Raw genomic sequence first — 14,971 nt, forward strand, 5'->3', positions numbered from 1 at the left:
TGGCGAAGCCGTGTGGTTCCGCATGCGCCATTTGCAGGGCCGGAGCCGTTCCGAGACTGTCAAGAAATTTCTTCGAACTCTCAAGCTTTGGATCGATGGGATAGTTTGTGCGGGAGGAAGCTTCCCCAAGATTCTTTTATTTCTGCGGAGCAAAGAAACTGTTACTCTGTTCGCGATTTGCTATCCAGCCCGCGAGCCGCTGCTTATGAACGATCTCATCCGCGTGTTTCTTGCCGACGATCATCCGGTTGTTCGCCGAGGTTTGAAAGCCACGATCGAAGACGATCCCCGTCTGCGGGTGATAGCCGAAGCGGTGGATGGCGACGATGCTCTGCGCCAGATCGCTGAACTCAATCCTGCGGTTGCAATCATCGATATAGATATGCCCGGTCTCAATGGAATGGGTGTAGCCCGCGAGCTTGTGAAGCAGGGCGTCGAAACGCAGGTTATCTTCATGACCTTCCATGCGGATGAAGACCTGATGCGAGCGGCGATGGAAGTTGGCGGCAAAGGGTATCTGTTGAAGGGTAGCGAAACCGAAGAAGTCTGCGCGGCCATTCATGCTGTCTGCGCGGGACGAACCTACATCGGGTCGAAGATGGCTGCTGTGCTGCTGAACCGGAAGAAAGAGTCGTCAGGTCCTGCGCCTCTCGATCTGAAGATCCTGACGCAGACGGAGAAGAAGATCCTGCGGCTGATTGCCGATGGACTCTCGAGCAAGGAAATCGGCGATGAGCTCAAGATTCACTACCGCACAGTAGAGAATCATCGTACAAATATGTGCCGCAAGCTGGAGATCGAGGGCGCCAATGCTCTGGCTCGCTTCGCACTGCAGAACCGCGCCGCCCTTCAGGAACGGTTGTATGAGGCGCACCCCGGAACCGTGTAGTACCGCACGCCTTCTGCGTGTAGAGACACGGATTGGAGCGGGATCGGCTTCAGGCTACCTTCAGACAACGTTGACGCGAACAATTTCGTTCGCTCGCAAAACAAAAAGTTGAAGGAAAGTTTAGCCATGTTCCGCAATGTTATTTTCTGTGCAAGTATTCTCTGCGTTATTCCGGCATTTGCTGCCCAGGATGTCGTGAGTGGAGTAGCCGGTTCGGTGAAGTCTGTCGATCGCGCCGGAAAAGTCATGGTCGTCGAAACCAGGGACGGTGCCGTGCACACGTTTCATTACACCGGCAAGATTGCAGTGCATGTTGGCGACGACAGCCGCGATGCGGCCAGGGACAGCCTGCGCGGCATCGACAAAGGATCGAAGGTTGCCGTTCACTACACAGTATCCGGAGCCCGCGAAACCGCTCATGAGGTAGACCTCGTGGGTGACGGCGGACTGAAATCGGCGAAGGGTGTCGTCAAGGGCGTAGACAAGGGCACCCGCAAAATTGTTGTCGACACAGGCGATGGTGCGGCGACCACGTTTCGCCTGAGCGAAAACGCCACCGCCGATGCGGCAAGGGTGACCGCGAAGGAAGCCGACAAGGCCGCCAGGGTGACCGTGTACTACACCGAAGATGCGGGCGAAAAGACCGTTCATTTCATCGATCGCGCATTCTAAAGCCGGTGCGTTTTAACGACGCTCATCCAGACGAACGACATGCTGACATATCTCCAAACATCCGGCGTCGCGCTGCTAAGCGTGGTATTTGCCCTCAGCCTCGTACTTGTACTCGACCGCCGGATGGAAAACACCACGCGGAAGCGAGCCAACGGTGTCAACGGCTGGCAGCTCAGTATCCTCGGCGCAATTTATGCCGTGGTGCTTGGGTTCATGCTTTCCGACGGCTGGATTGCGTACCAGAGAGCGATCGAAGACGTAAGGGCCGAGGCTTCCGCGGTTCGCATGATCGATCGTGTGGCGGGCCTTATGCCTGCTTCCTGCGCCGCTTTGCTGCAGCAGGAGACGCAGAACTATGTCACGAACGTGATCGATTACGAATGGCCGGCCATGGAAGCGCATAGCGCGAAGCTGTTGTTAAAGCCGAAGCTCAGCGGAATGTGGGTAGCCCTGGGTAGTTGCGAGGTGCACGACCAGTCTGCCCGGACCAGCGTCATCCAGGCGCTTGCCGATCTGCAGAGCAGGAGAGACGCCCGCGTTCAGGACTGCGAAGATCATCTTCCCCTCATCACCTGGGCAGTCCTGCTACTCGGCGGAGTCAGCGTCGTCATCTCTTCGTGCCTGCTGAGCAATGAACGGCGATGGGTTCACTACTTCCACGTTGCCTCTCTGACGATGCTCATCTCGGTTTCTCTGCTTGCGATATCGGATCTCGACCGGCCATTCGAGGGAGCTACCCATATCGAGGTGACGCCGTTTCGAATTGTGCAGGCCGAGATACAGGCGCAGAGTCACCCTTGAGAAGAACCAATCCTTCTCCCGCTTCTACTGCGGAATACCGAGAGCGGTAAGTTCTGCCTGCGCTTTATTCTTGTCTCCTGCTTCCAGAGCGTCGAAAAGGCCTACCCACTCAGTGGAGCTTTGCGCGAACGCAGGACTTTCGGTGATATAGCGCTTGGTTCCGGCAAAGCTCCAGGTGCTCTTCTCAAGTTCCGCAACGTCCGTGCGGAGACGATGTCCTTCCGCGAGCGCCGCATCCCGTCTCTGGTCCGCAGACAGACAGGCGAAATCGAGAGCAGTCATCACCAGGCGCATCTGCTTGTCAGCGGTCTTTTCTCTATCAAGCGTGGCGAGCGCGGAGCAGGCTTCGAACCGGGACGTAGTCAGATGACTCTCGACAAAGTCATCGATGCCGCCGCCGGATTCGACCAGTTGAGCGTTAAGTTCGAATGCCCGGTCGAACTGAAAGAGCTTGTCATGCAGGATCCCGACTTCGAGCTCCAGAATATTTGGGGCAGAGGGGTCAAGCTTCCGGGCTTCCTCCAGATCCTGGGCCGCCTCCGCCCATTTCTCTTCTTTGATCAGGGTCTGCGCCACAACCAGCTTGGTTTTGGCGCGTTCATTCGGCTGCGCTTTCTCATCGGTCGCCGCTGTAACAGTTTTGTCCTTGTCCGTAGCGGCGTTGAATGCGTAGATGGTAAGTTCCCGGAATGAGACTTTATTGTCTTTCGCGATCTTCTGCAATTTGTGAAAGGATTCGATCACGGCTGCAGGAAAAGTGCCGCCGCGCGCCTGTTTCAGCCATATCACCTGATCGTCGATGCCCTCATAGGGATACTCCGGTGGCCAGTCGCGGATGTAAACGTTAAAGGGAGCCTTAACGCCGCTGAAGTCGGCTGGAATGGTGAAGCGTTCGAGGATTTGCTTTTCAGACAAGGAATCGAGTTCCGCGGCTTTTTTAGCATCCTTACTGACGCCAAACCCATCCTGGTACATCCTGGACAGTAGTTTCGTGCTTGGTATGTCGCCCCAGTATGAAGCTGACTCTATGATCGGAAGCGCTTCTTTGTACCGGTGTGCTTCAAACAGCGACTGCCCGGAGACCCGATCGCTCTCAAGGATAGATTCTCTGAGGTAGATATCCCACGGATACCTGGCGAGAACGGGCGAACATACTTTTTTGACCCGGGCGATGTCATGCTGAACCAACTCCACCTTGCCTTCCGCAGCATAGAGCTTCGCTCGTTCCGAATAGTTACTGCAATACGCCGCATAGTCTTCAGAAAAGCTGGATGTATCGTTCATCACTCCAGCTTTATCGAAGCCAGCGATAGCGGAAGAGAGATAAGCGATGGCTTCTTTCCGCTGCGCGGGATCGTCCTTGAGCATTCCAGCGATTTTTGCTGAAACCTCTGCAGCGACATAGGCGAAACTGGGCGCCTTGGGGAAGGCGTTGAGCGTCGGGGCGATTGCCTCTGCGATATCTCTGTAGAATTCAAGCTCGATTGCCTGGTTGGGAAAATCGGATTGCTGCAGGGAGTTGCAGCAGGAATCGTACAGGTTCCTCAACTCGGTCGTATTGGATTGGAATAGTGTTCGGCCACTCAAGGCCCTGACCATATATTCTTTCGCCGCGATTGCATGGGCGAACTGGATATTGCTTACCTGAGTCGCCTGTAGTCCGTTGCTTTTCTTGTCGGCTTCCAGTGAATCCGTCTCTGCAAGAAATGTCTCGAAGCGAGCCATGTCCAGCAGCAAAGCCTGGTTCTTTGGATCCATCTTCAGACCTATCCGGGCGATCTCCTCAGCCTGACCTACTTTTTCTTTTGCCTGGTCATAGTCGCCTTTCACCCGCACATCCCGAGCCTGATCCATGAGACATTCGATACGTGCTTGTATCGATCGAGAATCCGAAGGCGCAGTCGTGAAGAGCTGATCGGCGAGCCGGCATGCCTGTATCGCCAGGTATTGTTTTTCAGATCCCTCGGCATCTCGCGAGCGGTTTCTGTAGGTTGTGATTGTGAAGTATCTCGTATCGATGTCTTTATCTGAATCGGACGCGGCCAATGCACGCTTAGCGAGGTTCACTGCCGTCAGAGAATGTAGCTTCTCAATGTTGGCCTCATTGTGATCCGCAGCGTATCTTGCTTCTGAATTTTCCCGCCGGCTGTAAGCAATGAGCAGGGGATAGCTGAGAGCTTCGGGATGGTGAATGTCAGCAACCTTTGTCATCTCGCGGAGCACATCCGCGCCCTTACTGTCTTCGCCGATGTCGAACAGGAACCAGGCGTAGCGAGTGCCGGTATTGATGAAGTTGGTTAGAAGCGGCTCGGGTATCGGATGATGGGAGGCAAGCTCTCCGGCAATCGCCTTTCGGCCTTCGTCGAATGCCATGCTGTAGCTTGTCAATGCCTCGTTGGCGTCTCCCACTGTTTCAAATGACTGCCCTCTCCGGTAGTCGTCGCGCGCGATATCGCTGGCCGTAACCGTCTCAGGATGGATGTGGTACATGTCCATCTGGTAGCCGGCCAGCGTTTTCATCAGCGCCGATTCGAGATCACTTGCTCCGACCACACCTTTGTAACGCTGGACGGTGTCGCTCACGTCCTTCAGCACCGCGGCGGTGCGGCGTACCTCGCTTTGTGCTGCATCTCTCTGCTGCTTGGCCTCATCGCGTGCCTTCGAGGCCTCGGCACTCTCGGCGACCAGATTTGCCTTTGTTTCCTTCAGTCTTTGAATCGAGCGGTAGTCCAATATGCCCAGCAGAACAAATATCGCGAGCGCTATGGCGAGGCCGGCGACAAAGCCGCGCAGGCGATTGCGCTCGGTTATCTCCTGCTGCCGTGCGGTCTCGAGGCGTTGTGCTTCTGCCTCGCGGCTTGCGGTGAGAAAAGACCGCACCTGCTCAAACTGACCACCCTGGCGCTTTACCCATGCCGGATTCGGCGAGGCAGATTCCCACCATGCGGCAAGGTTCTGGAGCTCCAGGCCGACCAGCAGGTCGCCTTCACGCTTCGCATACCTTTCCTCTGCAGCGGCCAGGCGTCTCCAGGCTGCGACAGCGCGTGCCTCGTTCTCCAGCCATGCGCGCAGGGGCGACCATTGGCGGATGAGGCTCTCATGGCTGATGTCGACGATGACCTCATCGGAAAGAACCTGCTCCGATGTCCTTAGAAAGTTACAGTCCGAAGCGCTGAACGCTTCAACTATGGCGGTAACATCGCTGCGGTCTCCTGTCACCTCGACGAGTTCGAGAAAGCGGCAGGGCCGGCGAACTGCCGCAGCCACCCCGGTGCCACTTACCAGCGAGCGAAAGACTGTTTCAACATTGCGGATTCGTGCTGCGCCAAGAGTCGAGAGGATCTCCTCTCCGTGGGCGTCAACCGCTCCTGAAAGGCCGCCCAGACTGTCGTAGTCGGAGAGTCTCAGCACTACGGCGCTCCCGCCGGACTCGCGCGCGGCGCGCGCCCAGAGCCGGTTGAGCACATGCTGCATGAGGGGAAGCTGGTCTGCCCGGCGAGCGAGCTTCTCGGCCTGGTCGGCCCCGGGATCTTCAATCTCCCACGAAGCGAAGCTGCCGAGGTCATTCAACAACCTGTTCACGAGAGCCGGTTCGACGGTAAAACCCATCACACCGGCTGGACCTTCAATCGCCTCGCGGCATTCGTCGCGCGTCATTCTCGGAGTGAGGTAGAGCCCGGCATTGATCTTTTCGGCGAGGCCGGGCATCAGCGCGGAAGCGCCGAGAAACTCAGATCGCATCGTCACCACGATGTGAATATCGATGCCTGCCAGCGTCGATGATTCAAGCAACAGCGAGACGAAGGCCTCGGCTTCTTCCTGGCGAGCGTAGTTACCGTAACGGAACAGCTCTTCAAACTGGTCGACGAGGAGCAGCAGGTTAGTGCCGCGCCCCAACTTGCTTCCGGCAACCCACTCCGCGAGAGAACGCGGACCACGGCGAAGAAAAGAGGCGAGAAGATCTATTGCCGCAGCTTCCGGAGGGTGTTCTTCAGTCGCAGTCAGCAAAGCGGCTGCGAGATTGCGGAGTGGATGACTGCCGGGATGAAAGTCTACAACCGTCCAGCGCGAGCCGGCCCACGGATGAAGCCCTAGATCCAACGCATCCAGAAGACCAGTCCGGACCAGCGAAGACTTGCCGCTGCCGGATGATCCGAGCACGGCAAGAAAACGTGTGGCCGCGAGTTGGTTCACCATGGCGTCGACACAACCATCCCTGCCAAAGAAGACGTCAGATTCTTCGCGGGTGAAGGCTCGCAGCCCAGGATAGGGAAGTCGTGCTGTCGCAGTCATTCCGCCAACTCCTCGAGCAGTTCACGAATCGCGGTCATGTCCCATCCCTGGGGGCAATTGATCGTATGCGCGTTGGGAAACGTCATCCTGATATCGGGCTTCGGCGAGGGCGGTCCACTGCAGATCGCAAGCAGTTTAGGATCTGCGTCGCGGCGAGGCTTCACCTTGCCAAAGAACCGTAACTGGCTTCGGATCCAGTCCTGCGTGGTGTCGCCGTAGATGAAGAGCAGTACATCGCAGTCGGTAAGATTTTCGGCGAGATCTTTGCGATTGGCTTCGGCTGAAGCTCCAGTGATCGGCAGGAATGTCGGCAGTGCCCGCCGCAGGCATTCCCGTTCGATCTCCCTGGCTATGGCCAGGTCGCTGTCGTCCGCATTGATGAAGACGGTCGGGGACTGCGATTTGACGGGAATTTTGCCCGGTGCCCGCACCCGCTTGCGAACGCAGCTAAGTACCTGTCCCTTAAACGCCTCAAGACCGGAGGAGATAACCGTTTCCGCCGTAGCAAGGCTCTTGTAAGCCGGATCCGTGATCTGGTCGAGTGCAAGCTCGGGGTGACGCCATTGCATGATCTCGACCCCGCAGGACTTTGCGGTGTTGTACTGGAACTGCGTATATCCGGGTGGTAAGTCGGGTGGAATCCGTCCGATCCGGCGGCCAAGAAGCTGCACGAAGAGATCTGCCTGGGCCAGATCCTGTCGTACGGCGGCCATGAAAGCCTCGCCCCCCTGAGGATAGCCGGTCCTGGGCCTTATCTCGATCTCGTCACCGTACTGGCTCAGGTAGCGGCGAAGCTGGTCGGCTTCTTCTTCCACGTCGTCCGTGGTCTGAGCGATCAGGACGGTCTTTTTCTTCCGCGGAGTTTCATCGTTTTCTACTGGCTTCGTTGTAAGTGGTTTAAGATCGCCCGAGTAGCGCATCTGCAGTAACTTCTCTTTGATGTCGCAGGCAAGGCTGTTTACTAATATTGAAAACTCCTGAGCGTCGAATACGGGCGAGAGCGCCATGGGTTTTCGCATCGCTCCGCCTGTCTTCCAGAAGGCAAGGCGCACCTGGTCGTCGAGTGGGGCCGGATATCTCTCGTTGGAGCTTAAGGGCAGGTATTCGATTGCGAATAGTCTTGAAAGGTCAGGGGCGCAGTTTGCGAAAGCTTCCAGTTCCTGAAGTGTCCAGCTGCGAGTGGCATAGCTCGGAGAAGCTACACCCAAAAAGAGCGCGGATTTTTTGACTGCTGAAAGAAACTCGGGGAGATGGAAGTTTGCTCCCACCGCCTGGCTTGCGAAGAAGACTTTCAGCGTGTCCATGCCGCCGAGGCGCTGACGAAGCGCGGGTTCGAGTAGATGAACGAACTGAGTGACCCAGCCAGGTTGACTGTCAGGGGCGCTGTCGTCGATGTGCGCGTAGCTTACAAAAAGATCGTAGTCAAACCCCTGAGCGATTGCCATGACCGAACCTTATACGTCACTCATAGGCCTTTGCCAACGTCGTTTTTGTAACTATATATAGTCGCTATTTATTAACTTGGAAATCTTCGTGAGCCCCTTATAACGCCTTGTGAACTATGGTCGGCGAGAGAATTCAACGGGTTCAATGCATTGTGAGGCAGGTGTGTCGAGGCACAACTTGTTGATGTACGGCTTGCTCTTGTTGCGACCAGATAAAAGCGGGCGAAAAGACGCATTGTGAACTTACAATGTCGCTGCCTATGAACTCCGATCTAAATGACAAGAAGCCATTCCGCATCCTTGCACTGGACGGAGGCGGCATTAAAGGGACTTTTACTGCGTCGATCCTCGCCACCTGGGAGAAAGTGACAGGGCTCAGGATCGCTGAGCACTTCGACCTTATCGCCGGAACCTCAACAGGCGGAATACTTGCACTCGCTCTCGGGCTTGGGCACTCCGCGTCCTCCATTCAACAATTTTATGAAGAGCATGGTCCGGCGATTTTTCCGGACTCAAGCTTTCTGCAGCGGCTTGGACTGACGGTCGGGCACCTATGGCGGCCGAAGTACAGTTGCGAACCGCTGCGGTCAGCGCTGGCTCAGGTCTTTGGAGAGCAGAAGCTCGGGGATTCGCGCTGCCGCCTGATTATCCCCACCTACGATGCGCTTCGCGGCCGGATTTTTCTGATGAAAACCGCGCATCATCCCAGGCTGACCTTCGACCACGAGGCTCCTGCTGTGGATGTTGCACTGGCCACTTCGGCAGCTCCGACATTCTTCCAGCCGTCGCAATTCGGAAAGCATGCGGGAAATCCCTACATCGATGGGGGCGTATGGGCGAACTCGCCTGGGTTGGCGGCAGTCGTCGAGGCACATCACTTTCTGGATGTGCCGCTTTCTTCCATCCGCTTGCTGAGCATCGGTACCACCACAGAATCGACCGCCATTCTGGACAAGCTGAACAGGGGGCCAGGAGGGTTGCTGAACTTCGGAGTATTGCGCTGGGCTCCGCAACTGATCGGTCTCCTGTTTCAGGCTCAGGTACAGTGCGCTGTTTCGGCAACGTCCCTTCTGCTATCCGAAGGCAACTTTGTCAGGGTCGATCAGGTCACGCCGGAGGGTGTGTATTCTCTCGACTCGGCGCGGAAGATAGAGGAGCTATGCCAGCTGGGGCGCGGCCGTGCCGTCGAAAAGGAAATACTGGAGCCAGTGCGCAAACTGTTTTTGAACGGCACCCCTGCCTTGCCGTTTCAACACTTTCGTTCAGGGACTCGCACCTGAATGGGAACAGCTGAAGAACCCAGCCAATGAAGCTGGTCAGCCGCCGGCCGTCAGGCGCGGAATACGTTGGCGGTCATCGCCGGCACCGCCGGGAAGCATCTCTCAAACAGCCAAGCAAATCGTGACGGCCTGAGCGAATCCTATCAATGGCAGGTTATCCGGTCCGTACTATCATGAGGATAAGCCGACTCGGAATCGTATATGCCGGTTGCTGTTGAGAGGAGCGCGATGTTCAAGGTCACGATCGATAACGTGGTATACGAGGCCGAAGAAGGCGAGCGGCTGCTCGACGCCATTCACCGTCATGGCGGGGAGGTCCCACACGTCTGTTATCACCCGCAACTGGGGCCGATTCAGACCTGTGACACCTGCATGGTGGAAGTGAATGGCCAGCTTGTGCGCTCATGTGCGGCCAGCGTTACGCCGGGCATGATCATCCAGACGAAATCGAAGAAAGCCGATGCCGCGCAGCGTGAGGCCTACAATCGCATCCTTAGCAATCACGTTCTTTATTGCACCGTCTGCGATAACAACAACGGCAATTGCACGGTGCATAACACCGAGAAGATGCTGGGTATCGAACACCAGGAGATTCCGTACCGCCCCAAGCCGTACGAAGAAGACCATACCAACCCCTTCTATCGCTACGACCCGCAACAGTGCATTCTCTGCGGACGCTGCGTCGAGGCCTGCCAGAGCGTACAGGTAAACGAGACACTGTCAATCCGCTGGGAAGATGCCCATCCCCGTGTGCTGTGGGATGGCGGCGCGAAGATCGGCGAATCGAGCTGCGTCTCCTGCGGACATTGCGTCACCGTCTGCCCATGCAACGCGCTGATGGAGAAGTCGATGCTGGGCCATGCGGGCTTCTTTACGGGACTGCCACGTCCGGCGCTCAACGACATGATCGACGTGGTTAAAGGCATTGAGCCTGAGGTCGGCTACGGAGCGATTCTTCAGCTCTCCGAGGCCGAGTCGGAGATGCGTGAATCGCGCGTCCGGCGCACGAAGACCGTTTGCACCTATTGCGGAGTCGGCTGCAGCTTCGAGGTCTGGACCAAAGATCGCCACATACTTAAAGTCGAACCACAGGACGGTCCCACGAACGGTATCTCCACCTGCGTGAAAGGCAAGTTCGGCTGGGATTATGTGAACAGCGCTGATCGCCTGACGCATCCGCTGATTCGCGAAGGCGACACCTTCCGTGAGGCGACGTGGGAAGAAGCGCTCGGCCTGGTCGCCCGCCGCTTCGCTGAGATCAAGGAAAAGAACGGGCCGGACGCACTCTCTTTCGTCTCTTCATCGAAGTGTACGAATGAAGAGAGCTACCTGATGCAGAAGCTTGCTCGCGCTGTTATCGGCACGAACAACATGGACAACTGCTCGCGCTACTGCCAGGCTCCCGCGACGCAGGGGCTCTTCCGCACGGTGGGTTACGGTGGAGATTCGGGCATCATCAAGGACATCGAAAACGCCGGCCTGGTGCTGATTGTAGGAAGCAACACCGCTGAGAGCCATCCGGTGCTTGCGACCCGCGTGAAGAGCGCTCACAAGTATCGTGGACAGAAGCTGATGGTCGTAGACCTGCGCGAGCACGAGATGGCACGGCGAGCCGATCTGTTTGTGCGTCCGGTACCGGGCAGCGACATGATCTGGATGTCGGCCATCACGCGTTATGCACTCGATAACGGCCTCGCCAAGCAGGACTTCCTCGATAAATGGGTGAACGGGCTCGACGAGTACCGCAAGAGCCTGGAGCCGTTCACGATGGAATTCGCCTCGCAGAAGTGCGGCATTCCCATGGACACGCTGAAGCAGATGGCGCACATGATTATCGAAGCCAGCGGCGTATGCGTTCTGTGGGCGATGGGCGTCACGCAGCACAGCATGGGTTCGGATACTTCGACGGCCATCTCAAACATGCTGCTTGTGACCGGCAATTACATGCGTACCGGCACCGGAGCGTATCCGCTGCGCGGCCACAACAATGTGCAGGGAGCGAGCGATTTCGGCGCGATGCCGAATAATTTCCCCGGTTACCAGAAGGTCGAAGACGACGAAGTTCGCGCGAAGTTCGAAAAAGGCTGGGGCGTCAAGCTGCCGCCGAAGAATGGCCTCGACAATCACCAGATGATCGATGCGATCTACGAAGGCAAGCTCAAGTCGATGTACCTCTTCGGCGAAGAGATGAGCCTCGTCGATTCGAATGCCAACTTCGTCAGCGGCGGCCTTGAGAAGCTGGAGTTCTTCGTCGTGCAGGATATCTTCTTCAGCCATACCTGCCAGTATGCTGACGTGGTGCTGCCCGCAAGCCCAAGCCTTGAAAAAGAAGGAACCTTCACCAGCACCGAACGCCGCATGCAGCGCCTCTACGAAGTGCTGCCGCCGCTGCACGGCACCAAGCCTGACTGGGTCATCATTCAGGAAGTAGCCAACCGTCTCGGAGCCGGTTGGGAGTACGATCACCCGTCGCAGATTCTCGCCGAAGCAGCCGCGCTCACTCCGCTCTTCGAGGGTGTCAGCTTCGAGCGTCTTGAAGGCTTCAAGTCACTGCACTGGCCCATCAAGGCCGATGGTACTGACACACCGTTGTTGTACACGGACGGTTTCCATTTCCCCGACGGCAAGGCAAAGCTCTTCCCCTTAAAGATCACAGAGACCACGGACAAGCCGAACGAGGAGTACGATCTGCACCTGAACAACGGGCGCATGCTCGAACACTTCCACGAAGGCAACATGACATACCGTGTGAAGGGCATTCACGCTGAGACGCCGGACACCTTCGTCGAGGTTTCGCCGGAGTTGGCCGGAACCCGCGGTATCGAAACCGGCAGCTGGCTCGAACTGGTATCGCGCTATGGCAAGGTGCGTGTACGCGCACTTGTCACCGATCGCGTGAGTGGCAACGAGCTATATATGCCGATGAACTCGACCGACAATCCAGTGAACCGGTTAACCAGCAGCCATACGGATGCGGCTACGCACACGCCAGCTTATAAAGAAGCTTCGGTACGCATGTCGGTGCTCGGCACTGTCGGCGACAACCCACTCGGCCGGCAGAACTTCCGGCGTCACAGCAATCCCACTCCTCAGCAAGGCGTGGAAGTGGAGCGCAAATGGAAGCGCGCCGACTACACCATGCCCGGCACCGGAGAAGGACTTGTACAGATACGTACTACCGGCTCCGGCACAGGTTCGGGTACATAAACCGCGAAGCGCGAAGAGGAGAACAGGATGGCAAAGCCGATTGCATTTGAAGCGCCGAAGCGCGATGTTCGCGATGAGTTGAAGGCACGCCTCGAGGCCGCTCCGCTCGAGCATGCCGAGGCGATCCTCGCCGGGCTCGAGGTGTTGCAGGGACTGCAGGACAAGGGCGTCCTCGACGTTCTGCGCGGCGCACTCGGTGCTGGCGAAAACATTCTCGAGATCATTGTCGCCGCCGCGAAATCTCCAGAAGCGATTCAAGGCTTGCGTACGCTGATGATCCTGGCCAAGTTGATCGGGACGATCGATCCCGATCAACTTAAAGCTGCGATCGAAGGCAAGGGCAATGAAGATCCGTCGCTATGGTCGATCACCAAGCAGGCGCGCTCTAAAGATGGACTGCGTGGCATGGCCACGGCTGTGGGGCTTCTCGGAGTCTTCGGCGCTGGGCTTAACCGGCAAAAGGCGAAGCAGGACGCTGGTCAGTAAGCCAGCGCGACACCATCGGCACGCATCTCTGTCGCGGCGGAGTAAACTCTCTCTGCGCCGCTCATGCGATGCTCGATGCACTCGTAGCGGCCAAAGCCGCCGTCGGTCGCACCTATCTCCCAGCCCAGCGCGGCCAGTTCTTTGCGTGTTGCCTCGGGTACGCCGAGTTCGAGGCGCAGCAGCCCCTTCGGACCCATGCCGGGCGCATCCTCGCCCATAGATTGCGACGAACCTTCGTGATGCCAGCGGGGGCTGTCTCCAGCCGCCTGGATGTCGAGACCGTAATCGACGCGATTGATGATGATCTGCGACTGCCCCTGCGGCTGCATGTCGCCGCCCATCACGCCGAAGGACATCCACGGCTTCCCATCGCGCGTAGCGAAGCCGGGAATGATGGTCTGGAATGGGCGCTTGCCCGGCGCGTAAATGTTGGGATGGCCATCCTGTAGTGAAAAGAGCTCGCCGCGATCCTGGAACATGAAGCCGAGTCCGTCAGCGACCAGCCCTGAACCCATGCCGCGGAAATTCGACTGGATCATCGACACCATCATGCCGTCCTTGTCCGCGACGGTGAAGTAGGTCGTATCGCCGTGGCTGGGGGCCTGCCCCGGATGCACTGGTGTCAGGATGCTATCCATGCGAATCAGCTTCGCGCGCCCGGCAGCGTAATCCTTGGAGTTCAGCCACTCGATGGGGATCTTCGTAAAGTGCGGATCGGCGTAGTAGCGCGCGCGGTCTTCGTAAGCTAACCGCTTTGCCTCGGCCTGCACGTGAATTGACGCTGACGATTGAAACCCCATGCTGCGCAGGTCGAAGTTCTCGATAATGTTCAGCATCTGCAGCGTTGCCAGCCCCTGTGTGTTTGCTGCCATCGCGTAGACATCGACTCCGCGGTACTTCGTCACCAGAGGGTCGCCCCATTCGGCATGCTGTGCGCCCAGGTCTTCGTATGAGAGCCATCCTCCGATCCGTTTGAAATAGGCGTCGATGGTGTGAGCGATTGGACCTGCGTAAAACGCGTCGCGACCGCCCTCGGCAATCATGCGGTACGTGCGGGCGAGATCAGGGTTGCGGAAGACGTCGCCTTCGCCTGGCGCATGGCCGTTCGGTGCATACGTGTGCATGGCGTTCGCGCTTTCTTCCACGCCTGAGCCGGGGCGCGTAAACGCGGTGAGGTTGCGCTTGATGTAGTAGCCGATGATCTGCGGCTCGGCGATGCCGCTCTCGCACAGGTGGATCGCCGGTTCGAACAGCTCGGCCCACTTCAGCTTCCCGTAACGCTGGTGCAGGTTCCACCACGCATCGAGCGCGCCGGGCGTGGAGACGCTGATGGCGCCAAGCTTCGGAATGACTCCATTCACAGCCCGCTTGCGCACGGTATCGAGCGTCAGCGAACGTGGCGAGCGACCCGAACCGGCAAGACTGACTACCTTTGCGAGCTTTGGATCCCACGCCAGAACATAGCAGTCGCCGCCGAGCCCCGAACTGGTTGGCTCAAGAAAGCCCAGGCAGGCATTCGCGGCAATCGCGGCATCGGCGGCTGATCCGCCGCGCTTGAGAGTCTCGATGGCTGCCAGCGTCGCCAGCGGATGCGCGGTGCCGGCAGCGCCCGACAGGCCCATCGCCGCCGAACGCGTGGCGAAGCTCGCTCCGGAAGGCCGGTCTCCGGCGTGTACATCGGGACGCAGGAAGCGTTCCGCGCCCTCCGGCTGGAATTTTGGCGGGGCCGCATCTGTTGGAGCGGCGTGAGCGGCTGGCAGGGCAGGATTGACGGCAAGCGAACCGGCGGCGAGCGGAAGGGAAGCGAGGAACGTGCGACGGCGCAATCGAGGTCTCCTTCGGATGCTGAAAGCAGTTCAACACAGGCTAACAGAAGGCCGTTTGCCAATTGTCTTATA

General features: G+C 57.9%; 9 protein-coding genes. 6 read left to right on the plus strand and 3 right to left on the minus strand.

The genetic code is table 11. From position 1 onward, the window contains the following. The first annotated feature begins 205 nt into the window (after window positions 1–205). The 3 genes from LJD29_RS17365 (at window position 206) to LJD29_RS17375 (ending at window position 2,362) form a co-directional block, all read left to right on the plus strand. Window positions 206–889: a response regulator gene (locus LJD29_RS17365; RefSeq protein WP_446742826.1), complete on the plus strand. Its 684-nt coding sequence runs from the start codon at window positions 206–208 to the stop codon at window positions 887–889. 126 nt (window positions 890–1,015) lie between these two features. After that, window positions 1,016–1,561, plus strand: coding sequence for a hypothetical protein (locus tag LJD29_RS17370; RefSeq protein WP_446742827.1), 546 nt, complete (start codon window positions 1,016–1,018; stop codon window positions 1,559–1,561). Window positions 1,562–1,600: 39 nt separating this feature from the next. Then, the gene (locus LJD29_RS17375) at window positions 1,601–2,362 is read left to right on the plus strand and encodes a bestrophin-like domain (protein ID WP_446742828.1); all 762 of its coding nucleotides are present in this window, start codon (window positions 1,601–1,603) and stop codon (window positions 2,360–2,362) included. Window positions 2,363–2,386: 24 nt separating this feature from the next. Here the strand turns inward: LJD29_RS17375 and LJD29_RS17380 are convergent, their stop codons facing one another. Both LJD29_RS17380 and LJD29_RS17385 read right to left on the minus strand, forming a co-directional pair. Further along, a complete protein-coding gene (locus tag LJD29_RS17380) occupies window positions 2,387–6,655 on the minus strand; it encodes a DUF2610 domain-containing protein (protein WP_446742829.1) in 4,269 nt (1,422 codons plus the stop codon). Continuing rightward, window positions 6,652–8,100 (minus strand): TIR domain-containing protein, encoded by a 1,449-nt coding sequence (locus LJD29_RS17385; protein ID WP_446742830.1) that lies wholly within the window; start codon window positions 8,098–8,100, stop codon window positions 6,652–6,654. The genes LJD29_RS17380 and LJD29_RS17385 overlap by 4 nt, the downstream gene beginning before the upstream one ends. Before the next feature lie 260 nt (window positions 8,101–8,360). Between LJD29_RS17385 and LJD29_RS17390 the strand changes: the two genes are divergently transcribed. The 3 genes from LJD29_RS17390 to LJD29_RS17400 all read left to right on the plus strand — a co-directional run bounded on the left by LJD29_RS17390 (window position 8,361) and on the right by LJD29_RS17400 (window position 13,073). Then, window positions 8,361–9,380 (plus strand): CBASS cGAMP-activated phospholipase, encoded by a 1,020-nt coding sequence (locus tag LJD29_RS17390; RefSeq protein ID WP_446742831.1) that lies wholly within the window; start codon window positions 8,361–8,363, stop codon window positions 9,378–9,380. Window positions 9,381–9,608: 228 nt separating this feature from the next. Then, entirely contained in the window at window positions 9,609–12,587 is a 2,979-nt protein-coding gene (fdhF, locus tag LJD29_RS17395) for a formate dehydrogenase subunit alpha (RefSeq protein ID WP_446742832.1), read from the plus strand. A gap of 27 nt (window positions 12,588–12,614) precedes the next feature. After that, a complete protein-coding gene (locus LJD29_RS17400) occupies window positions 12,615–13,073 on the plus strand; it encodes a helical membrane plugin domain-containing protein (protein WP_446742833.1) in 459 nt (152 codons plus the stop codon). Here LJD29_RS17400 and LJD29_RS17405 read toward each other — a convergent pair. Then, the gene (locus LJD29_RS17405) at window positions 13,067–14,899 is read right to left on the minus strand and encodes a gamma-glutamyltransferase family protein (RefSeq protein ID WP_446742834.1); all 1,833 of its coding nucleotides are present in this window, start codon (window positions 14,897–14,899) and stop codon (window positions 13,067–13,069) included. The genes LJD29_RS17400 and LJD29_RS17405 overlap by 7 nt on opposite strands. Window positions 14,900–14,971: the final 72 nt, after the last annotated feature.

Origin of the sequence: Silvibacterium acidisoli (assembly GCA_022870745.1) — a bacterium.
Classification (GTDB): Bacteria; Acidobacteriota; Terriglobia; order Terriglobales; family Acidobacteriaceae; genus Silvibacterium.